The organism is Streptomyces sp. NPDC000983, assembly GCF_040299205.1.
In the GTDB taxonomy this organism is placed as follows: domain Bacteria; phylum Actinomycetota; class Actinomycetes; order Streptomycetales; family Streptomycetaceae; genus Streptomyces.
In genome coordinates, this window is record NZ_JBEPBM010000059.1 from 1 (window position 1) to 17,648 (window position 17,648).

Annotated in this window: 14 protein-coding genes and 1 pseudogene; 13 read left to right on the plus strand and 2 right to left on the minus strand. The window is 70.9% G+C overall.

Annotation, left to right across the window (positions count from 1 at the left end):
- The first annotated feature begins 132 nt into the window (after window positions 1-132).
- From ABT296_RS35500 to ABT296_RS35520, 5 genes are all read left to right on the plus strand, one after another.
- Window positions 133-489 carry a recombinase family protein gene (locus tag ABT296_RS35500; RefSeq protein ID WP_351933723.1) on the plus strand — a complete coding sequence of 119 codons (357 nt, stop codon included), beginning with the start codon at window positions 133-135 and terminating at the stop codon, window positions 487-489.
- A gap of 1,131 nt (window positions 490-1,620) precedes the next feature.
- Window positions 1,621-3,018 carry an FAD-dependent oxidoreductase gene (locus tag ABT296_RS35505; protein WP_351933725.1) on the plus strand — a complete coding sequence of 466 codons (1,398 nt, stop codon included), beginning with the start codon at window positions 1,621-1,623 and terminating at the stop codon, window positions 3,016-3,018.
- A 186-nt stretch (window positions 3,019-3,204) separates the two neighbouring features.
- Window positions 3,205-3,801, plus strand: a complete 597-nt coding sequence (locus ABT296_RS35510; RefSeq protein ID WP_351933727.1) for a hypothetical protein — start codon at window positions 3,205-3,207, stop codon at window positions 3,799-3,801.
- Window positions 3,798-4,409: an ImmA/IrrE family metallo-endopeptidase gene (locus tag ABT296_RS35515; RefSeq protein WP_351933729.1), complete on the plus strand. Its 612-nt coding sequence runs from the start codon at window positions 3,798-3,800 to the stop codon at window positions 4,407-4,409. Before ABT296_RS35510 ends, ABT296_RS35515 begins: the two co-directional genes overlap by 4 nt.
- Complete coding sequence (locus ABT296_RS35520) at window positions 4,406-5,632, plus strand: MAB_1171c family putative transporter (RefSeq protein ID WP_351933731.1); 1,227 nt, start codon at window positions 4,406-4,408, stop codon at window positions 5,630-5,632. The genes ABT296_RS35515 and ABT296_RS35520 overlap by 4 nt, the downstream gene beginning before the upstream one ends.
- Before the next feature lie 48 nt (window positions 5,633-5,680).
- Here the strand turns inward: ABT296_RS35520 and ligA are convergent, their stop codons facing one another.
- Window positions 5,681-7,777, minus strand: a complete 2,097-nt coding sequence (gene ligA, locus ABT296_RS35525; RefSeq protein WP_502977406.1) for an NAD-dependent DNA ligase LigA — start codon at window positions 7,775-7,777, stop codon at window positions 5,681-5,683.
- Between the two features lie 176 nt (window positions 7,778-7,953).
- Between ligA and ABT296_RS35530 the strand changes: the two genes are divergently transcribed.
- The 8 genes and pseudogenes from ABT296_RS35530 to ABT296_RS35565 all read left to right on the plus strand — a co-directional run bounded on the left by ABT296_RS35530 (window position 7,954) and on the right by ABT296_RS35565 (window position 16,810).
- Window positions 7,954-8,865 carry an NAD-dependent protein deacetylase gene (locus tag ABT296_RS35530; RefSeq protein ID WP_351933735.1) on the plus strand — a complete coding sequence of 304 codons (912 nt, stop codon included), beginning with the start codon at window positions 7,954-7,956 and terminating at the stop codon, window positions 8,863-8,865.
- A gap of 143 nt (window positions 8,866-9,008) precedes the next feature.
- Window positions 9,009-9,554, plus strand: a complete 546-nt coding sequence (locus tag ABT296_RS35535; protein ID WP_351933737.1) for a TroA family protein — start codon at window positions 9,009-9,011, stop codon at window positions 9,552-9,554.
- Window positions 9,551-10,594, plus strand: a complete 1,044-nt coding sequence (locus tag ABT296_RS35540) for a FecCD family ABC transporter permease (RefSeq protein ID WP_351933739.1) — start codon at window positions 9,551-9,553, stop codon at window positions 10,592-10,594. Before ABT296_RS35535 ends, ABT296_RS35540 begins: the two co-directional genes overlap by 4 nt.
- 35 nt (window positions 10,595-10,629) lie before the next feature.
- Window positions 10,630-11,649, plus strand: a complete 1,020-nt coding sequence (locus tag ABT296_RS35545; protein WP_502977407.1) for a FecCD family ABC transporter permease — start codon at window positions 10,630-10,632, stop codon at window positions 11,647-11,649.
- Window positions 11,646-12,059, plus strand: a pseudogene (locus ABT296_RS35550) (ATP-binding cassette domain-containing protein); the annotation flags it as partial. The gene ABT296_RS35545 and the pseudogene ABT296_RS35550, both read left to right, overlap by 4 nt.
- A gap of 58 nt (window positions 12,060-12,117) precedes the next feature.
- A complete protein-coding gene (locus ABT296_RS35555) occupies window positions 12,118-13,314 on the plus strand; it encodes an alpha/beta hydrolase (protein ID WP_351933743.1) in 1,197 nt (398 codons plus the stop codon).
- Window positions 13,311-15,071, plus strand: coding sequence for an ABC transporter transmembrane domain-containing protein (locus ABT296_RS35560; RefSeq protein ID WP_351933745.1), 1,761 nt, complete (start codon window positions 13,311-13,313; stop codon window positions 15,069-15,071). Before ABT296_RS35555 ends, ABT296_RS35560 begins: the two co-directional genes overlap by 4 nt.
- Complete coding sequence (locus ABT296_RS35565; RefSeq protein WP_351933746.1) at window positions 15,068-16,810, plus strand: ABC transporter ATP-binding protein; 1,743 nt, start codon at window positions 15,068-15,070, stop codon at window positions 16,808-16,810. The genes ABT296_RS35560 and ABT296_RS35565 overlap by 4 nt, the downstream gene beginning before the upstream one ends.
- A gap of 182 nt (window positions 16,811-16,992) precedes the next feature.
- Here ABT296_RS35565 and ABT296_RS35570 read toward each other — a convergent pair whose 3' ends face one another.
- Window positions 16,993-17,535, minus strand: coding sequence for an MOSC domain-containing protein (locus ABT296_RS35570; protein ID WP_351933748.1), 543 nt, complete (start codon window positions 17,533-17,535; stop codon window positions 16,993-16,995).
- Between the last annotated feature and the right edge of the window lie 113 nt (window positions 17,536-17,648).

Below are 17,648 nucleotides of genomic sequence, written 5' to 3' on the forward strand. Positions count from 1 at the left end.
GGTGATCTTGGTCGTGAACCCGTCTACCAGGAGCTTTCTTCATGCCCGCCGCCGGGGCCCGCAGCCCAACCACCCGTCAGGTTGGAAGGGGCTCACTATCAGACCGCGTGGACGTGGGCGAAGGAGGGCCGTATGCCGGTCCCGGTCCGTCAAGCGCCGTCGGGGACGTGGCTGGTCGACGAGCCCGCCGTTCAGCCGTCCGGGAGGGTGGTGGCGTACTGCCGGGTTTCGTCGGCGGAGCAGAAGGCTGACCTTGACCGGCAGGTTGCGCGGGTGGTTCAGGGAGCCACTGGGCTCGGTCTGCTGGTCGCCGAGGTCGTGACCGAGGTCGGTTCGGGGCTGAACGGGCGGCGGCGCAAGCTGCACCGGGTGCTGTCCGACCCGAAGGCGGCGGTGATCGTGGTCGAGCATCGTGGCCGACTGGCGGCGCCTGCGATGAGGGGAATCATGACAGCACCACCAGGTGAGGTCCAGGACACCTCTCCATGACCGCGCCCCGGGATGCCGTTCGCGCCCACGCCGCTGCTGCCCTGGGTGAACTTCGGGAAGAGGGCTCTCGCTTGTGGCGAATAAGCGATCGTTGAAGCCCTTTGGGGATTGCGCCTACGCTGCCGCATAGCGTGAAGCAAGTCACCCATTGGGTTTAGAGGGAGCCGTCGTTGGAGCCGCACCCCACGCTGCGCGAGACCCTGCAGCGCTTGGACGAGCTCATTCTCGAGCAAAGCCTGAACCGGTCCGAGACCTTCGACCCCGAGGCAGGGGACGGCCGGCCCGAAGACACTGGCCGCCGCCTGCTGAAGGCGGCTCTGCGACGTCGACGGCGACGAGTCGTCATTCACGGCACGGCCCGATGAGGCGCTCCACCGCGAGATGCTGCCCAAGACTGCGTCAACTTGTGCACCCAGAGCAGGACCCGGTGGCGGCCCTGCTGGACCGCTACGGAGTGCTGACCGGCGCTGACGTGCGGGCCCACGGCTCCGTCTCCCGCATACAGTTGGAGCGGATCCTTGAAGGAGCCCTGTGGTCAGTGGCGCCCGAGGAGGGGGAACCCCAGCGATCAGCACCAAGGCCATGAAGTTACTCCTGGCCGCGCTCGGTGATGAAGCATCGAAGTCACTGTGGCGGTCGGCCGAACCCACAGATGCTATGGCAGAGTTCTGCCGAACCATGAGCGTCCGCAACGGCCGCAGGACCACCCTCGATTTCCGCGCCCTCCCCTTGGACACAGCCGTGTCGGGCCTACGCCTGGAATTGGGGCACTGCGCCATTCTCGTCGCCGATGCCCACGCGGTCTCTGAAGCGCGGATGGTGATCCTCTCCCACGCCGACAGCAGCGCATCCATCACGTCCCGCTGCGAATCGCACCCTCCCTCGGCTCCAGCCCGCACCAGCCTGCCTACGGGGAAACCCGCGACACCGGCTCCCGTACCGAACATGCCCACGGCAACGCGGCAGCCGTCGCCATCCGCGCCGCACTCGACGCCTCAACCACCCCGCCGCCGGGGCTCAATCCGCCCCCACCCGCACCGGCCTCGAAACCATCACAGGCGCCCCTCACCGACCCCGCACCGTCGATTCCATCTGGCAGTGAGTGGCCAGAAGAGAAAGCGAACACCACCCATGTATGAGCGAGCACGCCGCCCCACCGCCGTCATCATCGGAGCCAGCGCGACCGGCCTGTTCGCCGCCGCCGCACTGGCCGACACCGCGGATGTCACCCTCGTCGAACGCGACCTTCTCCCCGAAGGCCCACTGGCCCGCCGCGGCGTCCCACAGGCACGCCACGCGCACCTTGTATGGAGCGGCGGCGTGCACGCCTTCAACGATCTGCTGCCGGGTGTCGTCGAGGAGGTCGTGGCCCGCGGCGGACGTCTCGTCCACATCATGGGAGACATGGTTTCCAGAGCCCCCAACGAGGTCTGGTTCCGCCGCTTCCTGGCCACCCACCACCGCAACCTCGTCTGCTCCCGCAACCTGCTGGACGCAGTCCTGCGCGAGCGCGTCCTGGCGCACAAGCGTCTCACCCTGTGCCAGAACACCACCGCACTCGGGCTGGAGGGCGACGCCAACCGCGTCACCGGCGTCCGCGTCACCACGAGCGGTGGCGACACGACCACCCTCCGGGCGGACCTGGTCATCGACGCCTCCGGCCGAGGCTCCCGCACACCCCAGTGGCTGGACGACCTGGGTGTTCCCGCAGCCAAGGAACGCCAGGTTGACGCCGGCGTCGCCTACTCCACCCGCCTCTTCCGCGCCCCGCACAGCGCCGCCTGCCACGACTTTCCGCTCGTCAACGTCCAGGCCAACCCCGCCAAAGCCCCCGGTCAGGGCGGCATCATCGTGCCCGTCGAAGACGGCCGGTGGATCGTCACCCTCTCCGGCACCCGAGGCGGCGAACCCACCAGCGACCCCAACGCCTTCATCGACTTCGCCCTCGGTCTTGGAGACCCCGTCATCGGCGAACTCCTCAAAGACGCCGAACCCTTCGGCGACGTCGCCACCACCCGCTCCACCGCCAACCACCGCCGCTACTACGAGAAGGCTAAGCACTGGCCCGACGGATACCTCGTCCTCGGCGACGCCATCGCCGGCTACAACCCCGTTTACGGCCACGGCCTCACCGTCGCCGCCCAATGCGCCCTCGCCGTAGGGGACATCGTGCGCACCACCCCCCTCACCGCATCCGGCACCGCACGGCGCCTTCAGCGAGCCGCAGCGCGCCCCGTCGGTGCCGCCTGGGATCTGGCAGTGGGCCAGGACGCCTTCTATCCCGGAGCCACCGACACTCCGCCCAGCCCCGTGGAGCGCTTCCTGGCCCGGTTCGTCGACCGCGCGGTCGAGACCGGGGCCGCGAACCCCCGCGCGCTCGGGGCCCTGCTGGATGTGATGAGCCTGGAGAAGTCCGCCACCCGGCTGTTCTCACCCGACATGGTGATGCCGATGCTGTTCGGCCCGAAAAGGCCGCCCCTCCAAGGGCCGCCGCTGAGCGAAGCAGAGCGCAAAATCGCCACCTCATAGAGGCCCGAGCACCCGCACAGCCGCACTCCATGGCGGCAAGCAGGGCCCCTGACCTGTGACTCCGGCCAGCCGCACACCCCCAGCCGTACGGCTCAACTGCTCGTTTCCGCCCGCGAACCGGCGCCGTACTGTTCGAAAACCACACCTCCAGATCCCATCCTCCCCATCCCTGCCCCAGGAGCACCCGTGGACCCCGAACTGCACGAGACGCTTGAGCGCCTGCACCGGCGCATCGAGGAACAGCGTCTCGGCAGTACCCACCTCCTCAACCCGGCCACCCTGGCGAGGACCACCGCCCTGCCCCAGGCGACCGTCGAGGCCCTCCTCCGCGGAGAGACCCCCGAGCCGGAACACCTCGACCAGCAGATCAGGTTCCGGGTCAAGGCACGTACGCGAACCAACCTCGCGGCCGACGCCCAGACCCTGACTCACCTTGCCAATCAGGTCCACCGCCACCTGGGGATCACCCGTCGGCGCGCCCGGAGCATCCTCAACGGCGAAAGGACACCCGAGTACGACGCGCTGCCCCGCCTGGCTGAGATCCTCAGAACCGAAGGCGGAGCGGAATTCTTCACCGCCCCGCCGGCCCAGGTCCTCAACCGCGCACTCCTGGCCGAACTCGACCAATCCAAGACCCCGGCCACGATCGAAGACGTCATGAGACAGCACGGCGTACTCCACACCGACCTGCGCCTGCACGGCACCATGGAACCCGACCAGTTCGCACAGTTCATCGGCAGGATCGTCGAATCCCTCAACCCCCCGACAGGTGAGAAGCAGTGAGCGCCAAGGAGATGAAAGCCCTGCTCGCGGAGCTCGGCGAAGCGGCAGCACAGCGGATCACCCGACCGACGGAACCACGCACGCTGATGCGCGCCTTCTGCGATGCCATGAGCGAGCGCCGCAACCGTCCCATCCAGCTGATCTTCAGTGCCTTCCCGGCGGACCTGGAAGTGTCGGGTGCGCGGCTGGACTGCGGAGACCGGTCCGTCATCGTCGTCGAGGAACGTGCTACGCCGACGGCGCAACTGGTCATCCTGGGACACGAACTGTGGCACGAGGAGAAGAACGACTGCGGCCACCACCTCACCGGCAGCATCCCGCCGGCCGCCCGCAGCCACGGCGCGGATCACCCCGCGACAAGCCTGCACCAGGCCATGGAACGCATCCTTGCCGAGCACCAGGTGCCCCGTGACGCACTCCTCATGATCGCGGCCCGAGCCCAGTCGCACGCAGAGACCGAGGAAGCCGCGGAGACCTTCGGTCTTCTCTTCGGCCGAGCGGTGCGTTCGTGGATGACGGGACCCCACGCGCAGGGTCCCGTCAACGGCTCCACCGTCGAAGGCCGCATCCACCTGTCCCTTTCCAGCCACCACGGACGCATCCTGTGAACCCGTCCGACACGCACTTGCTGTACCTGCCGCCCACAGCGCTGCTGATCGCCGGTCTCGCGCTCAAGATCCCGGCGATCATTCGCTCGTGGAAGGACCCCAACACCCGGGCCACCTGGTTCGTGCTGCTCTTCGCAGCAGCCGTGTTCATCTCCGTGACGCCCGCGAACATCCACCGGATCAACACCCTGACGGGTGTGCCGAACTTCGCCGCACCCTGGGCGTACACCCTCATCAACGCGTTCTGCGGCGCATGCCTCACCATGATCATCACCTGGCGGGAAGAACCCTCGCCCTGCCGAACCCGCCTTATCGCCTGGGCCTGGACCGGCTACGCGACCGTCATCGCCGCGCTGTGGATCACCTTCCTCATGGCCGACGTGCCCGACGAGCGCGTCTACGACCTCGACACCCACTACGCCACCACCCCGTGGATGCGCGAGCACATCGTCCTGTACCTGCTCGGCTACCTCACCTCAACCGTCGTCTCGGCCTGGATGATCTGGACCTGGATCCCCCATGTCCGCGGCCGCTGGCTGAAGGCCGGACTGATCTGCCTCCAGGCCGGCTACGCCATGGGCGTCGCCTTCGTCGCAGCCAAAGCCCTCGCCATCGGAGCACGATGGGCCGGAACGGACTGGGACTCCCTCAACACCCAAGTCGCGCCGCCCTTCGCGCTCCTCGGCGGCACCCTCGTCGCCGCCGGATTCATCCTCCCCGTCGCCGGCCCGTTCCTCCAGAAATGGGCAGGAGAGCAGATCCTGTACTGGACCCTCCTGCCCCTGGCACGCGCGATCCGGCGCGTGGCCCCCTCCTCGGCCAGAGCCAAGGTGGGGCGCCTCGCACCACTCGACCTGCGCCTCATGCAGCGCCAGCAGCACATCGAGGACGGACTGCTGCGCCTCGCCCCGTACTACGACAAGAGCCTCTACCAGCAGGCCTACCGGGCAGTCGCTGATCAACAGGGCGACAAGGCCGCGCGCAGCCTCGCAGGCGCGGTCGCCCTGCGCGCCGCACTCGACGCCTACGGCCGGCAACGACCGCAGGACGACGACGGTGCACCCGCACACATCGGAGAGGAGATCACCGATCACCTCGCACCGATCTCACGCGCGATGGCCCGCCCACGCCGAGTCGAACTCCTCCTCCGTTACCTGCCGCAGGCCCCCTGCCACGTCCGCCCGTCTGTGACGGCACCGCGCAAACCGTCGGCGGACGCCTGAACCGGCGCATTCCCGTGCGGGCCACGGGCGCGACTGCTCCTGGGAGCCCTAGCCGAGGTGGTCGGCGACCATCTCGGCGAACTCGTCGGGGGTGGCCAGGCGGATGCCGAGGTCCTCGGCCTTGGCCCGCTTGGACCCCGCGCCCTCTCCGGCGACGACGAGCGTGGTCCTCTTGGAGACGCTGGAGGACGAGCGGCCGCCGGCCTGTTCGATGAGCTCGTTCATCTGGTTGCGGCTGAGTTTCTCCAGGGGGCCGGTCATCGCACCCGTGACGACCACGGTCATCCCGGCCAACGGCAGGTCCGCACGCTCGGCGTCCTCGCCGGTGTCACCGGCGTCGCCGTCGGACGAGGCGGGCGGGGTGGCTCCGGGTTCCGTCATGTTGACCCCGGCGGCGGCGAGTTTGTCGATCAGCGGGGCCAGTTCGGCGAGTTCGGCGACGATCGAGGGGGCCTTCTCGGTGCCGATGCCGTCGACCTCCTGCATCGCTCCCGCGTCCGCCGCACGGACATGGTCCATGGTCGCGAAGTGCCGGGCGATACGGCGGGACATGGAGCGGCCGGTGCCGCGGACACCGAGCGCGCACAGCACCCGGGACAGCGGCTGGCCCTTGGCCGCGGTGATGGCGGCGAGGAGGTTGTCGGTGCTGGTGGCGCCCATCCGCTCCAGACCCAACAGCTGCTCGCGGGTCAGGGTGAACAGGTCGGCGAGGTCGGCGACGAGGCCGGCGTCGACGAGTTGGACGACGCGGGTGTGGCCGAGGCCCTCGATGTCGAGCTGGTCGCGGCCGGCCGCATAGGACAGGGCGGCCACCAGGTGGCAGTTGCGTCCGTTCTCGCAGCGCCAGCGCTGCTCGCTGGTGTCGATGCCGGCCCCGCAGCGCGGGCATGTCTCGGGGAAGGCGATGGGCTGTTCCTCGCCGGTGCGCAGGTGGGCGACGGGGGCCTCGATGCGGGGGATGACATCGCCGGCCCGGTGGACCATGACGTGGTCGCCCAGGCGCAGGTCGCGGCGGGTGATGTCGGCCGGGTTGTGGAGGGTGGCGTACGTGATGGTGGCGCCGTCGATCTCGACCGGTTCCAGGACGGCGCGCGGGGCGATGATGCCGGTACGGCCCACGTTCCACTCCACCTCCAGCAATCTGGTGATCTTCTCCACGGCCGGCAGCTTGTAGGCGATCGCCCAACGCGGAGCGCGCGAACCCGATCCCGCCGTCCGCTGGTCGTCGGCCAGGTCGGCCTTGATGACGATCCCGTCGATGCCGAACGGCAGTTCCGCCCGCAGGGCGGCGATCTCCTGCACGCGGGCCAGCACCTGTTCGACCGTGTCGGCGGTGATGCCGGGCACCGCGGTGGTGGCGGTGGTGTTCACCCCGTACGCGGCCGCCTGGGCCATGAGGTCGCTGTGCGCGAGTTCGCCCAGCCGCGCGGCGAGCGCCGTGTCGGTGCCGGGTCCGGGCAGGAGGCCGTAGCCGAAGAACGTCATCGGCACCGTGTAGGCGCGCTCCTTGGCGCGCAGGGTGCCCGCCGAGGCGCCGCGCGGGTTGGCGAACGGTTGCCCGCCGTGCGCGGTGCGCACCTCGTTGGCGTGCTCGAATTGGGCGGTCGTCATCAGGATTTCGCCACGGACCTCCACGGTGACCGGCTCGGTGAGCTGGTCCGGAAGGCCCTCAATGGTGCCGATCGCGTGCGAGACGTCCTCCCCGGCCGTCCCGTCCCCTCGCGTGATCAGCTGTCTCAGGCGGCCGGCGGTGTAACGGGCGGCGATCGCGAGCCCGTCCAGCTTCGGCTCGACACTGAACCGCTCGACGTCGTGGCCGATGCGCCGGGCCAGGGACGCGGTCCAGGCGGTGAACTCCTCCGCCGAGAACACGTTGTCCAGACTCAGCATCGCCACCGTGTGCGGGACGTCGCCCTCCACGGCCCCGCCGGCGACCTTGCCCGTCGGGGACTCGGGCAGCACCTGATCAGGATGGTCGGCCTCCCACGCGGCGATGCCGCGCACCAGCCGGTCGTAGGCGTCGTCGTCCATGGCCGACGTCCCACCCGCGTAGTAGGCGGCCGATGCCTTCACCGCGTCCTCGACCGCCTGCGCGTACACGGCGGCATCCATGATCACAACTGCATGTGTCGTCATGTCCGTCATCTTGCCTGCTGCCACTGACATCGCCTGCTGCGGCGGCACGGAACGGGGACAGCGAACACCGACCGCGAACACCGACCGCCAACAGCGACGGCGGCGGAGGGCGCTCGCGCAGCACGGGTCGAGGCCGCTCACACGGTTCCGTCGCCGGACGCGCCCCATTCCGTACGCTGGCAGTCATGCGCACCCGCCCCACTCTGCACTGGACCCCGCCCGCGGACCTGCCGCCGGGCACCACGGATCTGAAACCGCTGGCCGACGCGCTGGGCGCGGGCGGGGTGCTTGTGCTCAGCGGCGCGGGCATCTCGACCGAGTCCGGCATCCCCGCCTACCGGGGCGAGGGCGGGAGCCTGACCCGGCACACCCCGATGACGTACCAGGACTTCACCGGCAGTGCGCATGCCCGGCGCCGGTACTGGGCGCGCGGGCACCTGGGGTGGCGGACCTTCGGCCGGGCCCGCCCCAACGCCGGGCATCTGGCCGTGGCCTCCTTCGCCCGGCACGGGCTGCTGTCGGGGGTCGTCACGCAGAACGTGGACGGTCTGCACCAGGCCGCGGGCAGCGAGGGGGTCGTGGAACTGCACGGGGGTCTGGACCGGGTCAGATGCCTGTCCTGCGGCGCCGTCACCGCCCGCGCCGATCTGGCCGTACGGCTGGAGGAGGCCAACGCGGGGTTCGCGCCGGTGGCGGCGGGGATCAACCCGGACGGTGACGCCGACCTCACCGACGAACAGGTCGCCGGCTTCCGAGTCCTGCCCTGCGCGGACTGCGGGGGCGTCCTCAAGCCGGACGTGGTGTTCTTCGGCGAGACCGTGCCCGCGGAGCGGATCGAGCACTGTCGCCGGCTGGTGAGGGAGGCGGCCTCGCTGCTGGTTCTCGGCTCCTCGCTGACGGTGATGTCCGGGCTCCGGTTCGTCCGGCAGGCCGCTCAGGCGGACATCCCCGTGCTCATCGTCAACCGGGACGCGACCCGGGGCGACGCGCTCGCCTCCACCCGGATCACCCTCCCGCTCGGGGCGGCACTGACCTCGGTCGCCGACAGGCTGGGCGTCCCCGTGGAGGGGCGGACGGCCGTACCGGAAGGACCCTGAGCCCAGCGGGCCCCCGGGGGAACCCCCAGGGCCGCCCTCACCCGCAACCGACCCGGGCAGCTCCTCCGGCGGCAGCCACCCCCGCAGGCGACTCCAGCGACTGGGACAAGGTCGGCAAGCAGCTCGAGACCGTCGCCCCGACCGTGTACTGGGGGCTCGACACCGAGTGGAAGGACTTCGCCGACGCCATCGCCGAGGCCGGCAACGTCACCGATGCGCTCGGCCGGCAGAAGGCGGAGTACAAGGCGAAGGTCACCAAGATCCAGGAGACCTACGGCAAGACCATCGAGGGCACCTCGTTCGTCGACGTCTCCCGCGGGGACTGGAGCGATCCCGGAACGTTCTACATCGCCGACATCGGCTGCTCCGAGATCGCCCGCGACGACATCGGCCTGGACCTCCCCGAGGCGGCCGAGGGCAAGGACCCGCTGGCCTACGAGTCCCTGCCGTTCGAGCAGATCGGCGAGCTGTCCGAGTACGACGTCGTCACCTACCCCGTCGACGCCGACGGCAAGCCGACCGAGCCCTTCACGCCGGTGACCAAGACCAACACCTGGAAGTCCCTGCCCGCCGTGACCTCCGGCCGGGCGCTGGGCGTCTTCTGCCCCGGCAACAACTCCTACGGGCCCGTCAACCAGTACCTGGACTCGCTCGACAGCGCACTGGCGACCCTCCCCGGCAAGCAGTGACAGCCCTCACCCTGCGGCAGGACGGTCCGGGCACCAGGACGGTGCCCGGACCGCCCCGTCGTCTGCTCGGCCTGACCGTCGCGCTCGTGACACTGCTGGCCCTGCTCGTGCTGAGCCTCGTGATCGGTTCCACGGCCATCGCGCCGTCGGTGGTGTGGGACGCGCTGCTCCACTCCTCGGCCGGCATCGACCAGTTCGCGATCCGCGACTTCCGGCTGCCGCGCACGATCGTGGGTCTGGTCGTCGGCGTCGCCCTCGGTCTGTCCGGCGCACTGATCCAGGCCCTCACCCGCAACCCCCTGGCCGATCCGGGCGTCCTCGGCGTCCATGCCGGCGCGTCCTTCGCGGTGACGGCCGCCGTGGGCCTCTTCGGCGTCCGCGACGTCCAGGGCTACATGTGGTTCGCGTTCGCCGGAGCACTGATCGTCACGCTCCTGGTGCTCGCCCTCGGCTCGACCCGGCAGGGCTCCACGCCGGTGGTCATGGTGCTCGCCGGGGTCTGCGTCGGCGCCGTGTTCGGCGGCGCCCGGGAAGCGCTGCAGTTGACCGACCCGGACGCCTTCGACGCGATGCGGAACTGGAACGCCGGGTCGATCGCGGGCCGCCCGCTCGAGGTCGTGTGGCCGGTCCTGCCGTTCCTGGCGGTGGGACTCGTGCTGGCCTTCGCGGTGTCGGGCCCGCTCAACGCCCTGGCCCTGGGGGACGAACTCGCGGTCGCCCAAGGGGTCCGGCTGGGACGCACCCGCGTGCTCGCGGTGATCGCACTCACCCTCCTCGCCGGAGGCGCCACCGCGATCGCCGGACCCATCGGATTCGTCGGACTCATGGTGCCGCACGTGGCCCGCTGGATCGTCGGCCCCCACCAGCGCTGGATCTTCGCCTACAGCATCCTCCTCGCCCCGAGCCTGCTGCTGGTCTCCGACATCCTCGGCCGCGTCGTGATGAGACCCGGCGAGATCCCCGTGGGTGTCGTCACCGCCTTCGTCGGCGCCCCCGTTCTCGTCGCCCTGGTGCGGCGGAAGAAGTCGAGCGGACTGTGAACACGCACATCGCGCCGGTGCCCTCCGGACGGCGGATGCTGGTGCTGCGGAGCCGGTGGATCGCGGTACGGCTCCAGTGGCGCTCGGTCGCCGTCTGCGCGGTGCTCGCGGTCGCGATCGCCGCTACGGCGGTCCTCGCGCTGATGACCGGCTCGTACGCGCTGAGCCCCGGGCAGGTGCTCGCCGCACTGACCGGCCGGGAGAGCGGCATCGTCCACGACATCGTCGTCGAGTGGCGGCTGCCCCGGGTGACCGCGGCACTGGTGTTCGGCGCGGCCCTGGGCGTGAGCGGGGCGGTCTTCCAGTCCCTGCTGCGCAACCCCCTCGCCGACCCCGGCATCGTCGGCTTCGCCCAGGGCTCCTACACCGGCGCCCTGATCGTGATCCTGGTCGTCAACGGCACGTATACGCAGCTGGTCGGCGGGGCGTTGGTGGGCGGGATGGCCACCGCCGTGGCCGTGTACCTGCTCGCCCACCGGCGAGGTGTACAGGGCTTCCGGCTGATCATCGTCGGCATCGGCGTCTCGGCGATGCTCGGGTCGCTCAACACCTGGCTGATCCTCAAGGCGGACCTGGACCAGGCGATGTCCGCGGCCGCGTGGGGTGCCGGCTCGCTCAACGGCGTGTCCTGGGACCAGGTCGCCATCGGCGGCGCCTGCATCGCCGGACTCCTGCTGCTGGCCGGGATGCTGAGCCGGCCGATGCGGCAGATGGAGCTGGGCGACGACGCGGCCGCCTCACAAGGGGTCCGGGTCGCGCCCGTACGCCTGGGCCTGATCCTGGTGGGAGTGGCGCTGACGGCGACGGTCACGGCCGCGTCGGGGCCGATCGCGTTCCTCTCCCTGGTCGCCCCGCAGATCGGCCGCCGGCTCGCCCGCACCGCCGGCATCACCCTCGCCCCCGCCGCCTTCGTCGGCGCGCTGCTGTGCCTGGCGTCCGACTACCTCGCCCAGCACGTCGCCCCCACCCCGCTGCCGGTCGGCATCGTCACCGTCGTGCTCGGCGGCGGCTACCTCGGACACCTGCTGTTCACCGAAGCCAGGAGACGACTGTGACCGCACCCCCGCCCGGCACCGCGCGCCTGCGCGGGGAACCGGCGACGCTCGGCTGCGACAGGCGGACCGTCTCCGAGGACCTCTCCGTGGCGATCCCCGACGCGTCGTTCACGGTCGTCGTCGGCCCGAACGGCTGCGGCAGGTCCACCCTGCTGCGCAGCCTGTCCCGACTGCGCGAGCCGTCGGCCGGGCAGGTCGTCCTCGACGGTGCCGGCATCAACTCCTCCCGGACCAAAGAGGTGGCGCGACGGGTCGGGCTGCTGCCGCAGACCTCGACCGCACCGGACGGAATCACCGTCGCCGACCTCGTGGCCCGGGGACGCCACCCCCACCAGGGCTTCGTGCGGCAGTGGACCGAGGACGACGAACGGGCCGTACTCAGGGCGATGCACCAGACCTCCGTCGCCGACCCGCACCACGCCGGCCACACCCTGGTCGCCGACAACACCGACGTGGAGAGCCCGAGCAATGTCTGATCCGTTGGTCGAGAAACTGTCGACCGGTGAGTGGAGCCCGGAACGCTTCAGGCGACACCTCGAGGAGACGGGCGCACCGCTGGTCGAGCGGGTTTCCGCGGACGAGGTCGAGGTGACGTTCGTCGACGAGTCCCAGGACGACACGGCGGTCAGCCTCGCCGTGGTGATCGGCCCCAGAATCGGCTTCAACCCCATCGAGGAGCAGTTCGCCCCGGTGCCAGGGACCCCGTTCCGCGTACTCACCCTGCGCATGCGTTCCGACCTGCGCTTCTCGTACGTGTTCACACGACGTGGGCCGACAGGCGAGGGCGAACGCGTCCCGGACCCGTTCAACCCGCCGCCGCGGTTCTCGCAGTGCTCGGTGGAACGCTTCTCCGGCGCCTCCGTGGCCGTGCTCCCCGACGCGGCGCCGTTGCCCTGGCTCGAACAGGCACAAGCGCGGCCGGCCCCGGCCGTGGAAGCCGCCGTGCTCGCGAGCGAACTCCTGGGCGACGAACGCCGCATCCGGGTCTCGATGCCGCCGGGAGACCACTCGTCACAGAGCGCCCTGCCCTTCGTGATCCACCTGGACGGGACACCGGACCACAGCGCGCCGAGCGTGCGTGACGCCCTGGTCCGGGCGGGACTGATCCGACCCTGCGCGGTCGTCCTCGTCGATCAGCCCGCACGCCGGCGCGACAAGGAACTCCTCTGCGACCCGGCGTTCTCCCGCATGCTGGTCCAGGAACTGCTGCCATGGCTCCGCCACCGCTATCCGCTCTCCCGGGACCCCCGTGACGTCGCGCTGGCCGGCGAGAGTTTCGGCGGCCTGTGCGCCGGCTGGACAGCGCTCCACCACCCGACGGCGTTCGGCAACGCCATCCTCCAGTCCCCTTCGTGCGGGTACCACCCCGACCTCAGATGGGGCACCGGAGCGGGCGAACTGCTGCGCCGCACCCCCGTACCGACACTGATCGCCGACTACCTGGCCGCGCCCACGGCACCGATCCGCATCTTCCACGACGTCGGTGAGCTGGAGACCTCCCACACCCACAGCCGCTGGCTGGACCACGTCCTCAATGTGAAGGGCTACGACACCCTCTACAGGGAGTTCGCCGGCGGGCACGACTACGCATGGTGGCGAGGCCTCCTCGCCGATGCCCTGCTCTGGTGCTTCCCGACCGGGAGCCCGGATGGGAGCCAGGCGTGAGCAACTCCCTGCGTTCCCCTGGCGCCGACGCCGCGGGACTGGGGCGCGGACCGTTCACCCGACGGCTGCCCGTGCTCCTGCTCGCACCCGCCGAACCGCTCGATGCCCCGCCGTTCGCATACGGGCCGGGGACCACCCCGGGCCGGTTCCTGCTGCGCGTCATCCTCTCGGTCCGGCGGATCAGCGTTCCCGCGATGCTGCTGGCGATCGTGTGGCAGGTGGGGGAGTCCGCGGTTCCGGTGGTGATGGGCCTCGCGGTCGACCGGGCCCTCGCTACCGGGGACGAAGGACAACTGGCCCTGTGGCTCGGCGTGCTGGTGGCCCTCTACCTCGCACTGACATCGGCGGCGAGGCTCTCGCTCAGGCTGACCGCCCACGCGGTCCAGGTACTCCAGCACCGACTCCGCGCCACCCTCTCCACGGGCGTCCTCCACCCGGTCGGCGGCACCGGCCGCGCACCGGACGGCAACGTGGTCTCCGTGATGACCAGCGACGTCGGACGCCTGGCCAACGCGGTGATCCTGACGATCATCCCGGTCTCAAGGATCACCGCCATCGGATTCATCGCGGTATCGCTCCTGACGACGCACTGGCTGCTCGGACTCGTGGTGCTGATCGGGGCGCCGATCGCGGTCTGGTCGATGGGCATGCTCAGCGAGCGGCTCTCCCGCGACACCCGCGCCTACCAGGAGCTGCTGGCCTCCACCGTCGGACAGGCCACGGACCTGGTCGCCGGCTACCGGGTGATCAAGGGGATGCGTGCCGAGACCGAGGCGACGCGCCGCTACCGGCAGGCGAGCCAGGAGACCCTCGTCGGCGCCAAGCGCAATGCCGGCCTGCTGTGCAGATTCCTCGTGGGCTCGGGCGCGGTCAGCGGCACGTTCGTCGCCGCTGTCGTGGGGCTCGCGGGCTGGTTCGCCGTCGACGGACAACTCGGCATCGGCGGGCTGATCACCGCCGTCGGCCTCGCCCAGGCACTGCTGCCGCAGATCCAGGCCATCGCGAGCACATCCGTCCCCAACCTTGCCGGCGCCCGCGCCTCGTCCGTACGCGTCCTCGACGCGCTGCGGGACAACACCACGCCGACGGCCGAACCCGACGACGTGACCCGGCCGGAGGTCGCCGCGCTGCCCGACCTGGACGTCGTCGTGCCCCACGTCTCCGGGCCCGGCGTGACGATCCGGGTCGAGCCCGGCGAGCTCGTCGGCGTACGCGCCGACGACCGGACCGCCGCCCGCGTCCTCCAGGCGCTGCTGGACCCACAGGCCGAGGGCGGGGTCGAGGCGCGGCTCGACGGGACCGCGGCGCGGGAACTGTCCCTGGCCCACTACCGCTCCCGGGTCACCGTCGCGCCGCACCGCGCGACGCTCTTCAGCGGCACCCTCCGCGACAACGTCGCCATGACCGCGGGCACGCCCGAGCAGGTCGACGCCGCGGTGCGAGCCGCCGCCTGCGACGACTTCGCGGCAGACCTGGACGCCCCGGTCGGCGAGGGCGGCAGCCGGCTCTCCGGCGGCCAGCGCCAACGGGTCGCGCTCGCCCGCGCCCTGGCGAGCGGCGCGCCGGACCTCGTACTGCACGACCCGACCACCGCGGTCGACTCGGTCACCGAGCACACGATCGCAGGCCGGCTGCGCGCCGTCCGGGCAGGCCGCTCGACACTGCTGATCGCCTCGGCCCCGGCGCTCCTCGCCGCCTGCGACCGCGTCGTCGAGCTGCCTGACGACGTACCCGCACTCTCGAGGACGGCCCTGTGAACGGCACCACCACCGCGCCCCAAGACACGGCTTCCGATGCCGGGCTGCCGGTCGCCTGCGGCCGCGAGACGGCCAGGGAGGTGTGGCGGCTCAGCCGCGGCCACCGGCTCCGCCTCGCCGCGACCGGGGTCCTGGGGATCGTCAGCACCGGCGTCGACCTGATCGTCTCCGTGGCGATCGGATTCCTCGTCGACCGCGTGCAGGCCGGCACCGCGGACCTCGCCACCGTGCTGACGGTCACGGCCGTCATGGTGCTCTCCGCAGTCCTCGGCGCCGCGGGCACCGCGCTGACGATCGTGCTCGCCACCCGCGTCTACCACTCCATCCTCGCCGCGCTGCGCGAGCGGCTCGTGGCCCGCGCCATGACGCTCCCTCAGCACCTCGTCGAGCGCGTCGGTACCGGAGACCTGATCTCGCGGTCCAGCGACGACGTCACCGCGGTCGCCGACGCCGCCCCCGCGGTGATCCCGGTACTCGCCGTCAGCGCCTTCACCATCGTCGTGTCGCTGGGCGGACTCGCCGCACTGGAATGGCCCTACGCGGCCGCCTTCGCCATCGTCCTGCCGGTCTACGTGCTGGCCGTGCGGTGGTACCTGCGCATCGGACTGGGCGTCTACCGCGCCGAACGGACGGCGATGAGCGCGCGAGCCCAACAGATCCTCGAATCCCAGCGCGGCCACGCCACCGTGCTCGGCTTCGGACTCGCCGAGCAACGACACCGGGCCGTGATGACCGACTCCTGGCGCGTCGCACGGCAGTCGCTCCGCGCCCGCACCGTGCTGAGCATGCTCAACGCCCGGCTCAACCTGGGGGAGTGCCTCAGCCTGGCCGCCGTACTCGTCGTCGGCTTCGTCCTCATCGATCACAACGCATCGACCGTCGGCGGCGCCACCACCGCCATGCTGCTCGTGCTACGCCTGCTCGGACCGGTCAACCAACTGCTGCTGGTCATCGACACCCTCCAGTCCGCCCTCGCATCGCTGAGCCGCATGATCGGCGTCGTCACGATCCCACCCAGTCCCTCGGACGCCCCGGCGCAGGCCACGAGCACCCCGGTACGGCTCGACGAGGTCTCGTTCCGCTACGGCGAGGGGCCACGGGTCCTCGACGGCATCACCCTCGACATCCCGTCAGGCCAGCGCGTGGCCGTCGTCGGAGTCTCCGGGGCGGGCAAGACCACGCTCGCCGGCGTCATCGCCGGCACCCACCTGCCCGAGGCCGGGAGGGTGACCCGCCCCAGCCGTACGGCGATGATCACCCAGGAGGTCCACGTCTTCGCGGGCACCCTGCGCGACAACCTCACCCTCGCCGCACCCGGGGCCGCCGACCACGACCTCCATGCGGCGCTGGAAGCCACCGGCGCCGCATCGATCCTCGACGTCCTCCCCGACCGGCTGGACACCCCGCTCGGGGCCGGCGGACACCCGCTCACCGACGCCCAGGCACAGCAACTCGCCCTCGCCCGCCTGCTCCTCACCGACGCCGATCTCGTGATCCTCGACGAAGCGACCGCCGAGGCAGGCTCCGACTACGCCGGACAGCTCGACCGCGCCGCCGAAGCCGTCCTCGCCGGGCGCACCGCGGTCGTGGTCGCGCACCGCCTCTCCCAAGCGGCGACGTGCGACCGGATCGTGGTGATGCAACGCGGCCGGATCATCGAGACCGGCACCCATGGAGAGCTGGTTGATGCGGGTGGTGTGTACGCCGGATTGTGGACGGCCTGGGAGGCCGCCCGGTGACACCGGCACGACCGGGCCGGCGTTGCCGCCGTGGCCCGCCGCGGGAGTCAGGAACATTCCGCCGGCTGCCGGTTGACCAGAGCGTCCTGCCACGCGCCGCCCGGTGGCAGGCCGACGCGCGGGTCGTCCACCCACGCTCGCCAGCCGGGCCCCGCGTGCACCCACCTGCTGGAGCAGCCCGGTCAGACCCGGTCCAGGGGTCGGTGCGGACCGCTGGGAAGCTCCGTCTCGATCGAGTCGCCAGGGCGCACTACGCCGCCTTCCCTCACGATGCTCATGATTCCGGCTTTGCGCACGATGTTCCCCGCCTCGTCGCGGCCGACGACCTGCTTCAGCAGTCCGTCCCGGAAGTTGTCGATCTGCAGACAGGGATTGCGGAGACCGGTGACCTCCAGGACGGCGGAGTCGCCGATGCGCAGCAAGGTGCCGACCGGCAGACCGAGCAGGTCGATGCCGCCCGTGGTGATGTTCTCGCCGAGTTCGCCGGGCGCCACCTCAAAGCCTTCTCCGCCGACCTCGGCGAAGAGCTCTTCATGAATGAGGTGGACCTGACGCAGGTTCGGCTGGGTCGGATCCTGCGCCACGCGCGAGCGGTGCTTGACCGTCACACCGGCGTGCACGTCCCCCTCCACACCAAGACCGGCGAGCAAGGTGACGCTCTCCCGGTTCGGCTTGGTGAACGAATACTCGCCGTTGCTGCTGACCGCCGTCACTCGCCCGCTCATACCTCGAACCCCCTCGTAGGTAACCGCTACCAGCCATGAGCCTAGCCTCGCGCCTCAGCGGCCTACTCGGACCACGCGATGCGCACGGTGTTCGAAGCCCTGACTCCGGCTTT

What these genes read in the sequence shown, in the direction of transcription:
- ABT296_RS35500 (WP_351933723.1), top strand. Translation starts at nt 133, where the DNA reads ATGCCGGTCCCGGTCCGTCAAGCGCCGTCGGGGACGTGGCTGGTCGAC.
- ABT296_RS35505 (WP_351933725.1), top strand. Translation starts at nt 1,621, where the DNA reads ATGTATGAGCGAGCACGCCGCCCCACCGCCGTCATCATCGGAGCCAGC.
- ligA (WP_502977406.1), bottom strand. Translation starts at nt 7,777, where the DNA reads ATGACGGACATGACGACACATGCAGTTGTGATCATGGATGCCGCCGTG.
- ABT296_RS35530 (WP_351933735.1), top strand. Translation starts at nt 7,954, where the DNA reads ATGCGCACCCGCCCCACTCTGCACTGGACCCCGCCCGCGGACCTGCCG.
- ABT296_RS35545 (WP_502977407.1), top strand. Translation starts at nt 10,630, where the DNA reads ATGCTGGTGCTGCGGAGCCGGTGGATCGCGGTACGGCTCCAGTGGCGC.
- ABT296_RS35555 (WP_351933743.1), top strand. Translation starts at nt 12,118, where the DNA reads ATGTCTGATCCGTTGGTCGAGAAACTGTCGACCGGTGAGTGGAGCCCG.
- ABT296_RS35570 (WP_351933748.1), bottom strand. Translation starts at nt 17,535, where the DNA reads ATGAGCGGGCGAGTGACGGCGGTCAGCAGCAACGGCGAGTATTCGTTC.